Here is an 18448-nt window from a genome sequence, read left to right as displayed (position 1 = left end):
AGGACGAAGCACGTCTTCGTCCCCTCCCCCCTTCTCTTTTTCCCCATTTTTCGCCAGGATTGTTAAATGCCATTACGGTAATTTATGATTCTGGAGTAATTGTGACTAAAACCAATCTCATCACTGGTTTTCTCGGCAGTGGCAAAACCACCTCTATTCTTCATCTATTGGCGAACAAGGATCCCGCAGAGAAGTGGGCCGTGCTGGTCAATGAGTTTGGTGAAGTAGGTATTGATGGCGCCCTGTTAGCCGACAGCGGCGCATTGCTAAAAGAGATCCCCGGCGGCTGTATGTGCTGCGTTAACGGTCTACCGATGCAGGTTGGCCTCAATACGCTGCTGCGTCAGGGAAAACCCGATCGATTGCTGATTGAACCTACTGGCCTCGGACACCCTAAACAAATTCTGGATTTACTCACCGCACCGGTTTACGAACCGTGGATCGATCTGCGCGCGACCCTCTGTATTCTTGACCCCCGGCTGTTACTGGATGAAAAAAGCGTCGCCAATGACAATTTCCGCGATCAGCTGGCCGCCGCAGATATCATTGTTGCCAATAAAGCCGATCGCGCCACAGCGGAAAGCGAAAACGCCTTGCAAACCTGGTGGCAACACTACGGCGGTAATCGCCAGTTGGTTCATGCCGACCATGGGCAAATTGACGGGCAGTTACTGGATTTACCCCGACCAAACCTGGCAGAGCTTCCTGCAAGCGCAGAGCACGCCCATAGCCATGCAGACAAAAAGGGACTGGCGGCATTGAGTCTGCCGTCACAGCAGCGCTGGCGGCGCAGCCTGAACAGCGGCCAGGGCCATCAGGCCTGCGGTTGGATTTTTGACGCCGATACGGTGTTCGATACCATCGGTCTGCTGGAATGGTCCCGTCTTGCCCCCGTGGGGCGCGTGAAAGGTGTCATGCGTATAAAGGAAGGGCTGGTGCGCATTAACCGCCAGGGAGACGACTGGCATATTGAGACGCAAAACGTCGCGCCACCGGATAGCCGTATTGAACTCATCGCCGATACTGAGACCGACTGGAATACGCTACAGAGTGCATTGTTGAGACTTCGTTTAGACGCTAACGCGTAAGGTTGCCTTCGTTTTTATAGCAATGGTAAACGATGATGAAAACCCGATACCCTCTTATTCTCCTACTCAATATTGCGGGGCTGGCGCTGTTTCTGTCCTGGTATCTTCCTGCCGGACATGGGATCTGGTCTTCATTGGATACGGGCGTTTTCCGCTTCTTTAACCAGAAACTGGTGGAAAGCCCGCAGTTCTTGTGGATTGTTGCTATTACCAATAACCGGGCATTTGATGGTTGCTCATTGCTGGCAATGGGCGCCTTGATGCTGCATTTTTGGCTGAAAGAAACGTCGGAAGGTCGCCGACGCATTGTCGCTATTGGCCTGGTTATGCTGCTCACCGCAGTGGTATTAAATCAGTTAGGCCAGGCGCTTATTCCCGTTAAACGCGCCAGCCCTACTCTGATGCTGGATAATATTTATCGCGTCAGCGAACTGCTGCATATTCCGACTAAAGATGCGTCCAGAGACAGTTTCCCCGGCGATCACGGTATGATGCTGCTTATTTTTTCCGCATTTATGCTGCGTTATTTCGGAAAAGTCGCCGGAATAATCGGCCTTATTATCGCTGTGGTTTTTGCCTTTCCACGCATAATGATTGGCGCTCACTGGCTCACCGATATCGTGATCGGTTCCATGACTGTCGTCTTGATTGGTCTTCCCTGGTGGCTAATGACACCGTTAAGCGACCGATTAGTCACTCTGTTTGCGAATTATCTGCCCGGTAAAAACAAACATTTTTTAAACAAATAACGCAGAGTAATTAACATCATCAGGGAAAACTCTGATTCCCTGATGATGCTTGTCGATATTTCATCATTCTGGCTGTCATTCTCCCGTCATCTTATTCATCTTTAAAATGATTGGGTTGCGTCTTTTTTATCCCGATTGTTCTTAATTTAGGCAATGCCGGTTATTCACTTTCTGTATCAATTTTTCTTATAAGAAATCACGTAAATTCACTCGCAATGACCGGACCGATCGGGTAATCTCGAACTCGTTTTGCCTCGCGGGATAATTATTCTCTTCAGGAATAAATTTGTGCGTTCTGCCACAGATTTGATCTTAAAGAATTGTCTCATCGTGCGATGGTAATTAGTCTCGTCACGTTTGGCATTTTTTATAACGATATTTATCGTTAAGGACTTCAAGGGAAAACAAACAAAATGGTCAAATCTCAACCGATTTTGAGATATATCTTGCGGGGCATACCCGCGATAGCAGTTGCGGTTCTGCTTTCTGCATGTAGCACAACGAACACCGCCAGGAATATGCATTCTGAGACGCATGCTGTGGGCAATGGAGATAACTCTTCACTGCAAGCCTCTCAGGATGAATTTGAAAATATGGTCCGTAATATCGATGTTAAATCACGTATTATGGACCAGTATGCTGACTGGAAAGGCGTGCGTTACCGCCTTGGCGGCAGCACCAAAAAAGGTATTGATTGTTCAAGCTTCGTACAACGTACGTTCCGCGAGCAATTTGGTTTAGAGCTTCCTCGCTCAACCTACGAACAACAGGAAACGGGTAAATCCGTTTCGCGCACTAACCTGCGCACAGGCGATCTGGTTCTGTTCCGTGCTGGCTCCACTGGCCGTCACGTCGGTATTTATATCGGCAACAACCAGTTTGTACACGCCTCGACCAGCAGCGGCGTTATCATTTCCAGCATGAACGAACCTTACTGGAAAAAACGTTACAACGAAGCTCGCCGGGTCCTGAGCCGCAGTTAATTTCGTTTGGCAGCTATCCCTTGGCTATCCTGATGAGACATTTTGAAAAGCACTGCTTCGGCGGTGCTTTTTTTTTTGCTTTGTCTTGTGACTAAGAAAAATCTCACAAGGTGAGTCATTTCAGGTTATATTCATACAGAATAAGCGGTTAACTCAGGTAAACATAAGGAACTATGTTTAAACGCTCCTCTTCATCCAATCAGAAAATCCTGCTTTCCTGTATGTTAACGGGGCTTATCGTCGCGCTCCTGGTGAGTACCCTGCAATTTTTCGTGACCTGGCATAAACGAGACATTAAGTACGACACGCTCCTTTCCGATATCCAGAATTATGTCAGCAGCTACTTCGCCGATCTCAAATCCACCACAGATGACCTTCAGCCACTGGTCGCCAACAGTTGCCAACAAGTCGCTGCCCAACTGACCTCCAGCGCGGCCTTTAGCCTCAACGTTCGCGCATTTTTACTGGTCAAAAACGGCATTGCTTTCTGCTCCTCCGCAACGGGCGCAATGTTCACCCCGATTTTAGATCTGGTCCCAAGCCTCGATATCAGCAGAAATATTGATGTGGAATTACTCCCCGGTACGCCCATGATGCCGAACAAGCCGGCGATAATGATTTGGCACCGGAACCCATCGTTCACTGATAGCGGCGTGTTTACCTCACTGAATATTAATCTGGCCCCTTATCTGCTTTATACCGCCCGACAGGATGATTTTAACGGTATTGCCATAGTCGTCGGTGATAACGCGATTTCAACATTTTCATCACGGATTATTGATGCCTCCGCTCTGCCCCACTCTCACTGGCGGCAGGCGCCCCTGGAAGGTATTCCGCTACAGATTCGTTTATATGCTGATGAGTGGACCTATACCGACATCTGGTATTCGATTATGTTGGGATGCATGGCGGGGATTATTGCCGCACTTCTTCTCTGGTACTACATCTACACCATCCGTTTACGTCCGGGCAAAGATATCCTCAACGCTATAAAACATAACCAGTTTTATGTGGTGTACCAGCCCGTGGTAGAGGTGCAGACACTGGAGGTGAAAGGTGTAGAGGTGTTATTACGCTGGAATCATCCGACAACGGGTGAGATCCCTCCGGATGCTTTTATTCACTACGCCGAATCCCAGAAAATGATTGTCCCGCTGACCCAGCATCTCTTTAAGTTGATAGCCCAGGACGCACCGATGCTGCAAAAAGTGTTACCCGCTGGTGCAAAATTGGGGATCAATATCGCGCCAACGCATCTGCACGGCGAGACGTTTAAAGACGACATTCATCACCTGCAGGCCTCGCTTCCCGCAAACCATTTCCAGATGGTGCTGGAAATCACCGAACGGGATATGCTTAATCAACACGAGGCCACAAAGCTTTTTGAATGGCTTCATTCAGCAGGTTTTGAAATTGCCATTGATGATTTTGGCACCGGTCATAGCGCGCTGATTTATCTGGAACGCTTTACCGTTGACTACCTGAAAATCGATCGCGGCTTTATTAACGCCATTGGAACAGAGACCCTGACCTCTCCGGTTCTGGACGCCGTGTTGACACTCTCTAAGCGTCTTAATATGCTGACGGTGGCTGAAGGGGTTGAAACGCCTGAGCAAGCCCGTTGGCTACGCGATCGTGGAGTGCATTTTTTCCAGGGATACTGGATTAGCCGACCATTAAAACTTGCTGATTTCGTGCGTTGGATGGCGCAGCCCAATAAGCCGACGTGGTGATCGCAGTATGCGAATCATATACTCTCACTCGCCGCCACATCCCTTATCTTTCAGGCATGATGCCCGTCGGGTTGTGGCAGGAAAAGGAAATCGCATTTAATGATCCCTCGCGTATTGCTGCTGTTTATCGCCCTCATCGGGTTTAGCGCCGAGGCGCAGTCCATCAAAGAAAGCTATGCTTTTGCCGTACTGGGCGAACCGAAGTACGCGTTTAACTTTAATCACTTTGATTACGTCAACCCTGCGGCCCCCAAAGGCGGGCAAATCACCCTCTCCGCCATCGGCACGTTCGATAACTTCAACCGCTATGCGATGCGCGGTAATCCCGGAGCACGTACCGAAACGCTTTACGATACGCTGTTTACTACCTCTGACGATGAACCTGGCAGCTATTATCCGCTCATCGCCGACAGCGCACGCTATGCTGATGACTATTCCTGGGTAGAAATCGCCATCAATCCGCGAGCGCGTTTTCACGATGGCTCCCCCATTACCGCCAGCGATGTCGCATTCACCTTCCACAAATTTATGACTGAAGGCGTGCCGCAATTTCGCCTGGTCTACAAGGGAACAACGGTAAAAGCGATCGCGCCATTAACTGTACGTATTGAATTAGCCAAACCGGGTAAAGAGGACATGCTCAGCCTGTTTTCATTACCCGTGATGCCAGAGAAGTACTGGAAAGATCATAAGCTCAGCGATCCCTTATCATCGCCTCCGCTCGCCAGCGGTCCTTATCGCATCACGAAATGGAAGATGGGTCAGTACATTGTCTATTCTCGCGTCAAAGATTATTGGGCCGCTAATCTGCCCGTCAACCGTGGCCGCTGGAACTTTGATACCATCCGCTACGACTACTATCTGGATGACAACGTCGCCTTTGAAGCGTTTAAGGCCGGAGCGTTTGACCTGCGTCTTGAAAACGATGCCAAAAACTGGGCGACACGTTATACCGGTAAAAATTTCGCGAATCATTACATCATCAAAGATGAGCAAAAAAACGAATCCGCCCAGGATACGCGTTGGCTGGCGTTTAATATTCAGCGCCCGGTGTTCAGCGACCGACGGGTGCGAGAAGCCATCACCCTGGCCTTTGATTTTGAATGGATGAATAAAGCTCTGTTCTATAACGCCTGGAGCCGGACCAACAGCTATTTTCAGAATACCGAGTATGCCGCTAAAAATTACCCCGATGCGGATGAACTGGTAATACTTGCGCCCTTGAAAAAAGATCTCCCTCCTGAGGTCTTCAGCCAAATTTATCAGCCGCCGAAATCAAAAGGCGATGGCTACGATCGTGACAACCTGTTGAAAGCCGATGCCTTACTGGAGCAGGCAGGATGGGTACTTAAGGGACAACAGCGCGTAAACAGCGCCAACGGTAAACCCCTGAGCTTTGAACTGTTGCTCCCGGCGGGCAGTAACAGCCAGTGGGTTCTGCCGTTCCAGCACAACCTGCAGCGCTTAGGCATTACAATGAACATCCGCCAGGTTGATAACTCACAAATCACAAACCGGCTGCGCAGTCGTGACTATGACATGATGCCGAGATTGTATCGCGCAATGCCGTGGCCAAGTTCGGACCTGCAAATTCTCTGGGCCTCTGAATATATTGACTCCAGCTATAACGCCCCGGGCGTGCAAAGCCCGGTGATTGATAAACTGATCAACCAAATCATCGCGGCGCAGGGTGATAAAGCCAAACTAATCCCACTCGGTCGGGCACTGGACAGGGTATTAACCTGGAACTACTACATGTTGCCGATGTGGTTTATGGCAGAGGATCGCATCGCCTGGTGGGATAAGTTTTCGCATCCAGCTATTCGCCCGATTTATACCATTGGTCTCGACAACTGGTGGTACGACGTTAACAAAGCGGCGAAACTGCCAGCAGCCAGACGGCAGGGAGAATAAATGGGCGCTTATCTGATTCGACGTCTGCTACTGGTGATCCCAACGCTTTGGGCCATCATCACCATCAACTTTTTTATCGTGCAGATTGCCCCCGGTGGTCCGGTTGAGCAGGCCGTCGCCGCTATTGAGTTCGGACAAAGCGGGGCATTACCCGGCGCGGGTAGTGAAGGCATTCGCGCCAGCCACGCGCAAACCGGCGTCGGCAATATCAGCGACAGTAATTACCGAGGTGGCCGTGGTCTTGACCCGGAAGTGATCGCCGAAATCACTCGCCGTTACGGGTTCGATAAGCCCATTCATGAGCGTTATTTCAAAATGCTCTGGGACTATATTCGTTTCGATTTCGGCGACAGTCTGTTTCGTAGCGCCTCAGTGCTGACGCTTATCAAAGATAGCCTGCCTGTTTCCGTCACGCTGGGGCTATGGAGTACGCTCATTATCTATCTGGTGTCGATACCGCTTGGGATCCGCAAAGCCGTTCACAACGGCAGCCGATTTGATGTCTGGAGCAGCGCATTCATTATTATTGGCTATGCCATACCGGCCTTTTTGTTTGCGATTTTACTGATCGTCTTTTTTGCCGGGGGCAGCTATTACGACCTGTTCCCGCTTCGCGGACTGGTTTCCGCCAATTTTGATTCCCTGCCCTGGTATCAGAAAGTGACCGACTACCTTTGGCATATTACCCTGCCAGTGCTGGCGACGGTGGTTGGGGGGTTTGCCGCGCTAACCATGCTGACCAAAAACTCATTTCTGGATGAGGTACGCAAACAGTATGTCGTCACCGCGCGCGCCAAAGGGGTCAGCGAGAAAAACATTCTGTGGAAACATGTGTTTCGCAATGCCATGTTGCTGGTAATCGCTGGCTTCCCAGCAACGTTTATCAGCATGTTTTTTACCGGTTCGCTGCTGATTGAAGTGATGTTTTCACTTAACGGTCTGGGACTACTGGGTTATGAATCCACCGTATCACGTGACTACCCGGTAATGTTTGGCACGCTCTATATCTTCACCCTGATCGGTCTGCTGCTGAATATCCTCAGCGACATCAGCTACACGCTGGTCGATCCCCGTATTGATTTTGAGGGACGCTAATGTCGCGATTAAGCCCCGTCAATCAGGCCCGCTGGGCGCGTTTTCGCCATAACCGTCGCGGCTATTGGTCGCTGTGGATTTTTCTACTGCTCTTCGGCCTTAGCCTGTGTTCAGAACTGATTGCCAATGATAAGCCGCTACTGGTGCGCTACGACAGTAGCTGGTATTTCCCCCTGTTCAAAAACTACAGTGAAAGCGACTTCGGCGGACCATTGGCGACCCAGGCTGATTATCAGGATCCGTGGTTACAGCAGCGCCTGGAAAACCGGGGCTGGATCCTGTGGGCGCCGATACGCTTTGGAGCCACCAGCATTAACTTTGCCACTGATAAGCCCTTCCCTTCCCCGCCTTCTGCACAAAACTGGCTGGGAACGGACGCCAACGGTGGTGATGTGCTGGCACGGATCCTCTACGGCACACGTATTTCTGTCCTGTTTGGATTAATGCTAACCCTGTGCTCCAGCGTGATGGGGATCATGGCTGGCGCAATCCAGGGCTATTATGGCGGCAAGGTGGATCTGTGGGGGCAACGATTCATTGAGGTTTGGTCAGGTATGCCAACGCTGTTTTTGATCATACTGCTGTCGAGCGTGGTCCAGCCAAACTTCTGGTGGCTACTGGGCATTACCGTGCTGTTTGGCTGGATGAGTCTGGTTGGCGTGGTACGCGCGGAATTTTTACGTACCCGAAACTTTGATTACATTCGTGCCGCTCAGGCGCTCGGCGTGAGCGATCGCAGTATTATTCTGCGCCATATGCTGCCCAATGCGATGGTCGCCGCCCTGACCTTTTTACCGTTTATATTATGCGCCTCGATCACCACTCTGACCTCGCTGGATTTTCTTGGCTTCGGCTTACCGCTTGGCTCGCCATCGCTGGGAGAACTCCTGTTACAGGGTAAAAACAACCTGCAGGCACCGTGGCTTGGCATCACCGCGTTCATCTCCGTTGCCCTGCTATTATCGCTACTGATATTTATTGGTGAAGCGGTACGCGACGCGTTCGATCCCAACAAGGCGATTTAAGATGACACAACCACTGTTAGCTATTGAAAATTTATCGGTAGGTTTTCGCCAACAGGAGACCGTGCGCACCGTGGTCAATACCCTCTCACTGAGGGTTGATGCCGGGCAAACTCTGGCGCTGGTGGGCGAGTCCGGTTCAGGTAAAAGCGTGACCGCGCTTTCTATTCTACGGTTATTACCGACCCCTCCCGCAGTCTACCTTTCCGGCGACATCCGTTTTCATGGCGAATCATTGCTTCATGCCGATGAGCAGACGCTTCGCGGCGTTCGTGGGAATAAAATCGCCATGATTTTCCAGGAGCCAATGGTGTCGCTAAACCCGCTTCACAACCTTGAAAAACAGCTGTATGAAGTGCTGTCGCTGCATCGGGGAATGCGTCGGGAGGCCGCGCGGGCAGAAATACTGACCTGTCTGGATCGGGTCGGCATCCGTCAGGCGGCCAAACGTCTCGCAGACTATCCGCACCAACTGTCCGGCGGCGAACGCCAGCGCGTAATGATCGCCATGGCGCTGCTTACGCGACCGGAGCTGCTTATTGCCGATGAACCGACCACCGCGCTGGATGTATCCGTACAGGCGCAAATACTACAGCTGCTGCGGGAGCTACAGCGCGAGCTGAACATGGGATTACTGTTTATCACCCACAACCTCAGCATTGTGAAAAAACTGGCCGATACCGTTGCGGTGATGCAAAACGGCCAGTGCGTTGAGCAAAATCGAGCAGCACAGCTGCTCACTGCGCCAACGCATCCCTACACGCAGAAATTGTTAAACAGCGAACCTTCCGGCGATCCGGTGCCTGTACCTGCCGGGCAAGCGCCATTGCTGGAAGTGGAAAAACTCTGCGTTGCCTTCCCCATCCGTAAAGGTATCCTGAAGCGCGTGGTGGACCATAACGTTGTGGTTAACAACGTCAGTTTTTCCCTCCGACCCGGTGAAACGCTGGGGCTGGTCGGGGAGTCAGGATCGGGGAAAAGCACTACCGGGCTGGCGTTACTGAGGTTAATCACCTCACAGGGAAGCATTGTGTTCGATGGCCTCGCGCTGCATACCTTAAATCGCCGCCAGCTGTTACCGGTACGTCACCGCATTCAGGTTGTTTTTCAGGATCCCAACTCCTCGCTGAACCCGCGCCTGAGCGTGCTACAGATTATTGAGGAGGGACTACGCGTTCATCAGCCAACTCTGTCAGCCGAACAGCGCGAAGCGCAGGTGAAAGCGGTAATGGCGGAAGTGGGACTGGATAGCGAAACGCGGCATCGTTACCCGGCGGAGTTTTCCGGCGGTCAACGTCAACGCATAGCCATTGCCAGAGCCTTGATTCTCAAGCCTTCCCTGATCATTCTGGATGAACCAACATCGTCGCTCGACAGAACCGTACAGGCGCAAATCCTGACGTTATTAAAGTCTTTACAGGAAAAGCATCGCCTGGCTTATATCTTTATCAGCCATGATTTGCACGTAGTACGCGCGTTATGCCATCAGGTTATTGTGCTAAGGCAGGGAGAGGTCGTGGAGCAAGGACAATGCGAGCACGTATTTAACGCGCCACAGCAGGCATATACGCGTCAGCTGCTCGCGCTAAGCTGACGCTCAAAACGGATTGTTATTTGAAAACGGCTCTGCGATGGCTACGCCGAAATTTTTCAGTCTGCAGGTCGCGGCAAATTCATCCTGGCGATTCACAAACAGGCACGGCTCTCCTTCGCATTCCAACACGGAACAAGGTACCTCAATGTCGCTGAGGGCCTGGCTGAGTTTATGCATGACTGACCACGCGCTGTCACCATCAGGGCTAAGCAATTTGAGCGCCACCAGGCTGTTCTCATTGCTCTGACCGTTTTGCGGAATCGGTTCAACCTTTGAACCTGCGAAACCCACCGACCAACGATAGCACTGTGGCAGACGATGAACGATTGAGAGTTGTAATGTCATCACTTTCTTTCCCTGGAAGTACAATCACTTCACAATTATTTTACATCAATATTAACACATCATTGACAATACGTCTTTAAACAGTTCGTAAACGTTTACACCCTGACTTTATGCCACTTTCTGAACCAAATATTTAAATTTATTCAACGGTTCTGGCATATTTCCGCGCTATATGTACTCGTTTCTGCGATCTAACTCAACCTTTTTAACTACAATGATGTGACTTTTTACATAAATTGATTTTACATAAAATAAACATAAGCGGGGAAATTGATAGATTTTCGGTTGATGTACATCAACTCTGGAGGCCCTATCGCCCCCAGGTTGTGTAATAGATCACCGTTTTTTGGCGCGGCTGGCGTAGAGATAGAAGAGAATTGAGCAGGTAGCGCAAAACGCTATTGACCAGATCATCGGCCAGGCCGAGTTAAAAGTCGCCAGTGACAGCAGCGCCCCAACGATGGCGCCAATGCCAAAACGGAACGTCCCTGCCAGCGATGACGCCGTTCCCGCCATATGTGGAAATTCATCCAGAATGACCGCCATGGCGTTGGATGACACCATCGACACGCAGCCAACAAACGCCGCAACGCCCACCACCAGCGCCCAGAAACCAACCCCGAACAGCGCGCTAAAGACCATCCAGCCCGCCATCACGAACTGGATCCACAGGCCAGCACGGAACATATTCAATGCCCCAACTCGACGAACAAAGCGGCTGTTGATGATGGTCATCACGAACAGGAAAACAATGTTCAGCGCGAAGTAATAGCCGAAATGCTGCGGTGAAACGTGGTTGATCTCAATGTAAACAAAAGGTCCGGCGCTCAGGAACGAGAACATCCCGGCAAAACTAAACCCACTGGCCAGCATATAGCTCAGTACACGCTTGTGGCGAAACAGCGAGGCAAAGTTGCCGAGAGTAGTACGCAAGCGAAACGGCTGGCGGCGCTCAACTGGCAAGGTCTCTTTGATCAGCGTAAAGATCATCACCGACGCCAGAATAGCCGCCACGGCGAGGATCCAAAAGATGTAGTGCCAGCTCAGCCATACCAATACCCAGCCGCCCACGATGGGTGCCAGTAAGGGTGCAATTGTCGTGACCAGCATGACAAAGGACATCATGCGCGAAAACTCTTCCTTCGGATAGATATCGCGCATCAGGGCGTTGATAACCACGCTCGCCGCTGCAGCAGCCAGACCATGGAAGAAACGCATCACGATCAGTTGATCGATAGTTTGTGCCAGCGCACAGGCAACTGCCGCCGCCGCAAACACCAGCGTCCCGCCCAGAATCACCGGCTTGCGCCCAATGCTGTCAGCCATTGGACCATAGAGTAACTGCCCCACCGCGAACCCAAGAATATAGGTACTGAGGGTCATCTGCGCGCTACCTGCAGGCACACCAAACTGTTCAGAGATAACAGGTAGTGCCGGAAGATACATATCAATCGACAACGGCATCAGCATGGCTAACAAGCCAAGGATAAAGACAATGGCAATTGACGAGTTCTGCCGGGTGGTCACATTTAGCTCCTGAAATTAACGCGGGGTTAAGTTAACGCTGGCGATTTCTTCTTCGGTCAATGGACGGTATTCACCCGGCTCCAGATCCTCATCAAGCTTGATGTCACCAATCCGTTCACGGTGCAGTTCCACAACGTGGTTACCGACGGCGGCAAACATACGTTTAACCTGATGATAGCGCCCTTCGCTGATGGTCAATCGCACCTGAGTTGGCGTAATAACCTCCAGCACGGCCGGTTTGGTCAGGTCTTTCTCATTATGCAGTTGTACGCCATGGGCAAACTGTTCGGCGGTGTCATCTGCCACCGGCGACTCCAGCGTTACCAGATAGGTTTTCTCACAATGGTGACGTGGCGAAGTGATGCGATGCGACCACTGTCCGTCATCGGTCATCAGCACCAGTCCGGTGGTGTCGATATCCAGGCGCCCTGCCGCATGCAGTTTGTAGGCAACCGGCTCATCAAGGAAATAGAGCACTGTCGGGTGATCCGGGTCATCCGTTGAGCAAACATAACCCTGAGGTTTATTCAGCATAAAATAGCGCGGGCCATTTTGTTGAATCAGGGAATTGCCGTCATATTCTACGTCGTGTTCTGGCAGCAGCTTAAAGGCACTGTTTTTGACGATTTCACCGTCGACGGTAACGCGGTTAGCACGGATCTCACGCCCGGCAATAGCGCGGCTGACGCCGAGTTGCTGAGCGATAAATTTATCAAGTCGCATGAGTGTGATTTTTGCCTGTAAAAAACAAGAAGCGGGATTGCGCCCGAAAAGTGGGACGATTATCCGCCCAGTATAGCGGCGTTACACCATCCCTCAAGGGAAATGATTCATGGCATACTATACATTGTTGCTGCTTACCTTAATGAGCCCATGATTTTTACTCTTCGCCCGTACCAAAAAGAAGCCGTGGATGCCACGCTCAACCATTTCCGCCACCATCGCACGCCAGCGGTTATCGTCCTGCCAACCGGTGCGGGAAAAAGCCTGGTGATTGCTGAACTGGCCCGCGTGGCGCGTGGTCGCGTGCTGATACTGGCGCACGTTAAAGAACTGGTCGCGCAAAACCATGCCAAATATCGCGCGCTGGGGCTGGAAGCCGATATTTTTGCCGCAGGTCTGAAGCGTAAAGAGAGCCACGGGAAAGTGGTATTTGGCAGCGTACAGTCGGTGGCGCGTAATCTTGACGCCTTTCAGGGAGAGTTCTCGCTGCTTATCGTCGATGAATGTCACCGTATTGGTGATGATGACGAGAGTCAATATCAGCAAATCCTCACTCACCTGACCAAAGTAAATCCCCACTTACGCCTGCTCGGGCTTACTGCCACTCCTTTTCGTTTGGGCAAAGGCTGGATTTATCACTTTCATTATCACGGTATGGTGCGCGGCGACGAAAAAGCGCTGTTTCGTGACTGCATTTATGAATTACCGTTGCGTTACATGATTAAACACGGCTACCTGACGCCGCCAGAACGCCTCGACATGCCGGTAGTGCAGTATGATTTCAGCCGCCTGCAGGCACAGAGTAACGGCCTGTTTAGCGAAACAGATCTCAATCAGGAACTGAAAAAGCAGCAGCGAATAACGCCGCATATCATCAGCCAGATTGTCGAGTTTGCCCAGACGCGCAAAGGGGTGATGATTTTCGCTGCTACAGTGGAGCACGCCAAAGAAATCCTGGGCCTGCTGCCTGCTGACGATGCCGCGCTAATCACCGGAGACACGCCTGGCGCTGAGCGTGATGTGCTGATTGAAGAGTTCAAAGCCCAGCGCTTTCGCTATCTGGTGAATGTGTCGGTCCTGACCACTGGCTTCGATGCCCCGCACGTCGACCTTATCGCCATTCTGCGCCCGACGGAGTCAGTTAGCCTTTACCAACAAATTGTCGGTCGCGGCCTGCGCCTGGCGCCGGGTAAAACCGACTGTCTGATCCTCGATTATGCCGGTAACCCGCACGATCTTTACGCGCCGGAAGTGGGTGCGCCGAAAGGGAAAAGCGATAACGTTCCGGTGCAGGTGTTCTGTCCCGCCTGCGGGTTTGCAAACACCTTCTGGGGCAAAACAACGGCAGACGGCACGCTGATTGAACACTTTGGTCGCCGCTGTCAGGGGTGGTTTGAAGATGATGACGGCCATCGCGAACAGTGCGATTTTCGTTTTCGTTTTAAAAACTGCCCACAATGCAACGCGGAAAATGATATCGCCGCCCGCCGTTGTCGGGAGTGCGACACGGTGCTGGTTGACCCGGATGACATGCTGAAAGCCGCGCTCAGGCTCAAAGATGCGCTGGTCCTGCGCTGTAGCGGCATGGTGTTACAAAACGGCCAGGATGAAAAAGGCGAATGGCTAAAAATCACCTATTACGATGAAGATGGTGCCGACGTTAGCGAACGCTTTCGCCTGCATACTCCCGCGCAACGTACGGCTTTCGAGCAACTGTTTATTCGCCCGCACACCCGAACGCCCGGCATTCCCTTACGCTGGATAACCGCCGCCGATATCCTCGCCCAGCAGGCGCTGTTACGTCATCCTGATTTCGTGGTGGCGCGCATGAAAGGTCAGTACTGGCAGGTCCGTGAAAAGGTCTTCGATTATGAAGGACGCTATCGTCGGGCACATGAATTACGCGGTTAATCGTACTTTTGATTGATGTACCAGCCGTTTAAGTATAGAATCTCGCCCGCTTTTGCATACGCAAAGCAGATCACTTACCTGTTGCTGGGTCGCCTGTAGCAGGAATTATAAAAGAGAGATTTAAATGTTTACTATCAACGCTGAAGTACGTAAAGAGCAGGGTAAGGGTGCGAGCCGCCGCCTGCGTGCCGCTAACAAGTTCCCGGCAATCATCTATGGTGGCGCAGAAGCCCCGGTTGCTATCGAACTGGATCACGATGCAGTTATGAACATGCAAGCTAAAGCTGAATTCTACAGCGAAGTTCTGACCATCGTTGTTGAAGGTAAAGAAGTGAAAGTTAAAGCTCAGGCTGTACAGCGTCACCCGTTCAAGCCGAAGCTGGCACACATCGACTTCGTTCGCGCGTAATCGCCTACAAGTTGAAGAAAAACCCCGCCTCGGCGGGGTTTTTTTATGGGATTTTGTTGGCGGTAAAGATGAATCACGCAAGCCGGATAAGGCGTTAACGCCCCCATCCGGCAAACGGCTTTATTTCCCGCCCGAGGTACGACGCTGTAGCTGATCGCGCAGGTTCGGCGGCGTACCTTTGATGGTCAAAGTATCTGTGGCTGGATCCCAGAAAATACGCTCACCCAATAACATGGCGTCGAAGTTGATGGTTAACCCGCCGCCGCTTCCGGCAAATTTGGTTAACTGGCGCAGCGTGCTGCGATCTGCCGGGAAGCTCTCTTCCAGTTCGTAGCCTTTATCAGCGGTAAATTCGCTGAAGCTGACTTCACTGACGCCGGAAAGCTCTTTGGACAGCGACTCCAACTCGATCTCTTCACCGGCCTGCAGTTGCTCGTTGCAGTAGCTGTACACCTGCTGACGCACGTTCTGGCGTTCAGCTTTATCGAGTTGCGCCTCGGCGGTAAAGTCATCGATCGCCTGCAACAGGCCGCGGTTTTGCGCTTTGGCGTTAAGCCCCTCGCTGGCGCCCAGGAAGTCCATAAAGAAATCGGCGACTTTGCGCCCTACCCGCCCTTTCAGGAACGTCAGATAGCGCGTGGACTCCGGGTTGGTTTCCCACTCGGTTAAATCAATACGCGCCACGATATCCGCATGATTGATATCCAGATAGTGTGTCGGGTTGATATCCAGATTTTCATTGACGCGCATACTGCTTAAATTGTTCAGCACGGCGACCAGCAGATACTCTACCGCCAGATAGCGGTAATGGCAGAACAGGACAATGCCGCCATCGGCAAAAGGATATTTCGCCAGTTCGTCCCGCAAGCGCCCTGTCGCTGCACGACTAAAGGCCAGAAAATCCTCTTCGCCCTGACGCTGTAAACGCAGCGTTTGCGCCAGTTCACTCTCTGCGCTAAACAGGCCATAAGCTTTATTCTTGGCGCTGTATACCCGATGCAACTCAGCCATCATATCGACAACGGTCGCTGTCGGTTCCAGTAATGAATCGCGCAAGACCAGCTCAAGGTTCTGCTCGTCACGTTTGATAAGCTGGTGCAGGGCAATCTGGTTGATATCCAGACTCATGATAAACTCTCCTTTTAGACCGGGCGGTATTCAACCACCTGCCGGGCAGTGACGCAATAGAAGATAAAAAAGCAGAAAAAAAACTGTCTGTACGGTAATATGTTGCCCTTTCATGAACAGACTGATTTCGATTTATGCCACAAATTTCCCGCTATAGTGACGAACACGTTGAACAACTGCTGAATGAGATGCTCAACGTACTGGAAAAACATAAGGCGCCGACCGACCTTTCCCTGATGGTACTGGGAAATATGGTGACTAACCTTATCAATACAAGCATCGCACCGGCCCAGCGCCAGGCGATTGCCAACTCTTTTGCCCGCGCATTGCAGTCTTCGGTAAACGACGACCAAGCGCATTAAGAGCCTGCTCCGGGGAAACGAACAACAGTTTATGGTAACTCATCGTCAACGCTACCGTGAGAAAGTCTCCCAGATGGTTAGCTGGGGGCACTGGTTTGCCTTGTTCAACATTCTGTTGGCCATGGTGCTCGGTAGCCGTTACCTGTTTGTCGCCGACTGGCCGACAACCCTTGCTGGTCGTGTTTATTCCTACCTGAGCGTTGTCGGGCATTTTAGCTTTCTGGTGTTCGCCACCTATCTGCTGATCCTGTTTCCCCTGACGTTTATCGTCATGTCCCAGAGGCTGATGCGATTCTTATCAGCTATTCTGGCGACGGCTGGCATGACGCTGTTGCTAATCGACAGCGAAGTTTTCACCCGCTTCCACCTGCATCTCAATCCGATCGTCTGGGAACTGGTCATCAACCCAGACCAGAATGAAGCGGCGCGTGACTGGCAGCTGATGTTTATCAGCGTACCGGTTATTCTGTTAATTGAAATGCTGTTTGCGACCTGGAGCTGGCAAAAGCTGCGCAGCCTGACGCGTCGTCGCCATTTTGCCAAACCGTTAGCAGCATTCTTCTTCGTTTCCTTTATCGCCTCGCACGTGGTGTATATCTGGGCGGATGCCAATTTCTATCGCCCGATTACCATGCAGCGTGCGAATCTGCCGCTCTCCTACCCGATGACGGCACGTAAATTCCTGGAAAAACATGGCCTGCTGGATGCGCAAGAGTATCAGCGTCGCCTGATCGAACAGGGCAATCCGGAAGCGGTTTCCGTGCAGTACCCGCTCAGCGAACTGCGCTATCGCGATATGGGCACCGGTCAGAACGTGCTGCTGATTACCGTCGACGGTCTGAACTACTCACGCTTTGAAAAACAGATGCCTGCGCTGGCCGAATTCGCCGGGCAGAATATCTCGTTTACGCGTCACATGAGCTCAGGCAACACCACGGATAACGGCATCTTTGGCCTGTTCTATGGTGTTTCGCCAAGCTACATGGACGGCATTTTGTCGACCCGTACGCCTGCGGCGCTGATTACTGCACTGAACCAGCAGGGTTACCAGTTAGGGCTATTCTCCTCGGATGGCTTTACCAGCCCGCTGTATCGCCAGGCGCTACTGTCAGACTTCTCCATGCCAAGCGTACAAACGCAATCTGACGAACAAACCGCAAGCCAGTGGATTAACTGGCTGGGGCGCTACGCGCAGGAAGATAACCGCTGGTTCTCGTGGGTCTCCTTTAACGGGACGAACCTTGATAACAGCAACCAGAAGAACTTTGCCAAACGCTATGCCAGCGCCGCTCAGGATGTGGATGCCAATATTAACCGTATTCTTAGTGCCCTGCGCGACTCCGGTAAACTGAACAACACAGTGGTGATTATTACCGCAGGTCGGGGCGTGCCGCTGACTCAGGAAGAGAACAATTTTGCCTGGTCGCGTGGCCATCTGCAGGTTCCGCTGGTTATTCACTGGCCGGGAACGCCTGCCCAACGCATCAATAGCCTGACCGATCATACAGACCTGATGACAACGCTCATGCAGCGCCTGCTGCACGTCAGCACGCCTGCTAACGAATACTCGCAGGGGCAGGATCTGTTCAATGCAAACCGCCGCCATTACTGGGTTACCGCCGCCGACGGCAGCACGATGGCCGTTACCACGCCAGAGATGACGCTGGTGCTGAACAACAACGGTAATTATCAGACCTATGATTTACGCGGCGAAAAAATAAAAGATCAGAAACCGCAGCTAAGCCTGCTGCTACAGGTTCTGACGGATGAGAAACGATTTATTGCTAACTGATTAATTATAAATCACTTAGCGATGCTTCCCCTTGCATTCGCAGCGGAAAGCAGTAGTATTAGCAGCCATAGCG

16 protein-coding genes are annotated in these 18448 nt (G+C 51.7%); 12 read left to right on the top strand and 4 right to left on the bottom strand.

All coding sequences use genetic code 11. From position 1 onward, the window contains the following. The first annotated feature begins 101 nt into the window (after positions 1–101). The 8 genes from HV037_RS08945 (at position 102) to yejF (ending at position 10178) form a co-directional block, all read left to right on the top strand. Complete coding sequence (locus HV037_RS08945; protein WP_103284025.1) at positions 102–1088, top strand: GTP-binding protein; 987 nt, start codon at positions 102–104, stop codon at positions 1086–1088. Between the two features lie 35 nt (positions 1089–1123). After that, positions 1124–1837: a phosphatase PAP2 family protein gene (locus HV037_RS08940; RefSeq protein WP_019077242.1), complete on the top strand. Its 714-nt coding sequence runs from the start codon at positions 1124–1126 to the stop codon at positions 1835–1837. A 413-nt stretch (positions 1838–2250) separates the two neighbouring features. Then, entirely contained in the window at positions 2251–2820 is a 570-nt protein-coding gene (mepS, locus tag HV037_RS08935; protein ID WP_003027474.1) for a bifunctional murein DD-endopeptidase/murein LD-carboxypeptidase, read from the top strand. Between the two features lie 173 nt (positions 2821–2993). Then, on the top strand, positions 2994–4553 hold the full coding sequence (locus HV037_RS08930) for a cyclic di-GMP phosphodiesterase (RefSeq protein ID WP_103284026.1): 1560 nt from the start codon (positions 2994–2996) through the stop codon (positions 4551–4553). Between the two features lie 99 nt (positions 4554–4652). Beyond that, positions 4653–6467 (top strand): extracellular solute-binding protein, encoded by a 1815-nt coding sequence (locus tag HV037_RS08925; protein WP_019077245.1) that lies wholly within the window; start codon positions 4653–4655, stop codon positions 6465–6467. Then, on the top strand, positions 6468–7562 hold the full coding sequence (locus HV037_RS08920; protein ID WP_016153751.1) for a microcin C ABC transporter permease YejB: 1095 nt from the start codon (positions 6468–6470) through the stop codon (positions 7560–7562). It abuts the gene before it with no gap. Then, the gene (locus HV037_RS08915) at positions 7562–8587 is read left to right on the top strand and encodes an ABC transporter permease (protein WP_016153752.1); all 1026 of its coding nucleotides are present in this window, start codon (positions 7562–7564) and stop codon (positions 8585–8587) included. Before HV037_RS08920 ends, HV037_RS08915 begins: the two co-directional genes overlap by 1 nt. A 1-nt stretch (position 8588) precedes the next feature. Next, positions 8589–10178, top strand: coding sequence for a microcin C ABC transporter ATP-binding protein YejF (gene yejF / locus HV037_RS08910; protein WP_049268560.1), 1590 nt, complete (start codon positions 8589–8591; stop codon positions 10176–10178). Between the two features lie 3 nt (positions 10179–10181). On the opposite strand, the gene HV037_RS08905 is transcribed toward yejF, so the two are convergent. The 3 genes from HV037_RS08905 to rsuA all read right to left on the bottom strand — a co-directional run bounded on the left by HV037_RS08905 (position 10182) and on the right by rsuA (position 12773). Then, positions 10182–10526: a YejG family protein gene (locus HV037_RS08905; RefSeq protein WP_029139605.1), complete on the bottom strand. Its 345-nt coding sequence runs from the start codon at positions 10524–10526 to the stop codon at positions 10182–10184. A gap of 333 nt (positions 10527–10859) precedes the next feature. Further along, complete coding sequence (locus HV037_RS08900) at positions 10860–12050, bottom strand: Bcr/CflA family multidrug efflux MFS transporter (RefSeq protein ID WP_016157000.1); 1191 nt, start codon at positions 12048–12050, stop codon at positions 10860–10862. 15 nt (positions 12051–12065) lie between these two features. Continuing rightward, positions 12066–12773: a 16S rRNA pseudouridine(516) synthase RsuA gene (gene rsuA / locus HV037_RS08895; protein WP_016153756.1), complete on the bottom strand. Its 708-nt coding sequence runs from the start codon at positions 12771–12773 to the stop codon at positions 12066–12068. Between the two features lie 150 nt (positions 12774–12923). Between rsuA and HV037_RS08890 the strand changes: the two genes are divergently transcribed. Further along, on the top strand, positions 12924–14684 hold the full coding sequence (locus HV037_RS08890; RefSeq protein WP_032931694.1) for a DEAD/DEAH box helicase: 1761 nt from the start codon (positions 12924–12926) through the stop codon (positions 14682–14684). 124 nt (positions 14685–14808) lie between these two features. After that, on the top strand, positions 14809–15093 hold the full coding sequence (rplY, locus tag HV037_RS08885) for a 50S ribosomal protein L25 (RefSeq protein ID WP_181500247.1): 285 nt from the start codon (positions 14809–14811) through the stop codon (positions 15091–15093). A 120-nt stretch (positions 15094–15213) separates the two neighbouring features. On the opposite strand, the gene yejK is transcribed toward rplY, so the two are convergent. Further along, a complete protein-coding gene (gene yejK / locus HV037_RS08880; protein ID WP_103284027.1) occupies positions 15214–16221 on the bottom strand; it encodes a nucleoid-associated protein YejK in 1008 nt (335 codons plus the stop codon). Positions 16222–16355: 134 nt separating this feature from the next. Here yejK and HV037_RS08875 point away from each other — a divergent pair, with 134 nt between their 5' ends. Together HV037_RS08875 and yejM are read left to right on the top strand one after the other, a co-directional pair. After that, a complete protein-coding gene (locus HV037_RS08875; protein ID WP_003027506.1) occupies positions 16356–16583 on the top strand; it encodes a YejL family protein in 228 nt (75 codons plus the stop codon). A gap of 31 nt (positions 16584–16614) precedes the next feature. Then, positions 16615–18375, top strand: coding sequence for an LPS biosynthesis-modulating metalloenzyme YejM (yejM, locus tag HV037_RS08870; RefSeq protein WP_016153760.1), 1761 nt, complete (start codon positions 16615–16617; stop codon positions 18373–18375). The last annotated feature ends 73 nt before the right edge of the window (positions 18376–18448 follow it).

This window comes from Citrobacter sp. RHBSTW-00017 (assembly GCF_013797615.1).
In the GTDB taxonomy this organism is placed as follows: Bacteria; Pseudomonadota; Gammaproteobacteria; order Enterobacterales; family Enterobacteriaceae; genus Citrobacter; species Citrobacter braakii.
This window is presented reverse-complemented; position numbering and strand designations above follow the sequence as displayed.

What these genes read in the sequence shown, in the direction of transcription:
- HV037_RS08940 (WP_019077242.1), top strand. Translation starts at nt 1,124, where the DNA reads ATGAAAACCCGATACCCTCTTATTCTCCTACTCAATATTGCGGGGCTG.
- rplY (WP_181500247.1), top strand. Translation starts at nt 14,809, where the DNA reads ATGTTTACTATCAACGCTGAAGTACGTAAAGAGCAGGGTAAGGGTGCG.
- mepS (WP_003027474.1), top strand. Translation starts at nt 2,251, where the DNA reads ATGGTCAAATCTCAACCGATTTTGAGATATATCTTGCGGGGCATACCC.
- HV037_RS08925 (WP_019077245.1), top strand. Translation starts at nt 4,653, where the DNA reads ATGATCCCTCGCGTATTGCTGCTGTTTATCGCCCTCATCGGGTTTAGC.
- HV037_RS08920 (WP_016153751.1), top strand. Translation starts at nt 6,468, where the DNA reads ATGGGCGCTTATCTGATTCGACGTCTGCTACTGGTGATCCCAACGCTT.
- HV037_RS08890 (WP_032931694.1), top strand. Translation starts at nt 12,924, where the DNA reads ATGATTTTTACTCTTCGCCCGTACCAAAAAGAAGCCGTGGATGCCACG.
- HV037_RS08930 (WP_103284026.1), top strand. Translation starts at nt 2,994, where the DNA reads ATGTTTAAACGCTCCTCTTCATCCAATCAGAAAATCCTGCTTTCCTGT.
- rsuA (WP_016153756.1), bottom strand. Translation starts at nt 12,773, where the DNA reads ATGCGACTTGATAAATTTATCGCTCAGCAACTCGGCGTCAGCCGCGCT.
- HV037_RS08915 (WP_016153752.1), top strand. Translation starts at nt 7,562, where the DNA reads ATGTCGCGATTAAGCCCCGTCAATCAGGCCCGCTGGGCGCGTTTTCGC.
- HV037_RS08875 (WP_003027506.1), top strand. Translation starts at nt 16,356, where the DNA reads ATGCCACAAATTTCCCGCTATAGTGACGAACACGTTGAACAACTGCTG.
- yejK (WP_103284027.1), bottom strand. Translation starts at nt 16,221, where the DNA reads ATGAGTCTGGATATCAACCAGATTGCCCTGCACCAGCTTATCAAACGT.
- yejF (WP_049268560.1), top strand. Translation starts at nt 8,589, where the DNA reads ATGACACAACCACTGTTAGCTATTGAAAATTTATCGGTAGGTTTTCGC.
- yejM (WP_016153760.1), top strand. Translation starts at nt 16,615, where the DNA reads ATGGTAACTCATCGTCAACGCTACCGTGAGAAAGTCTCCCAGATGGTT.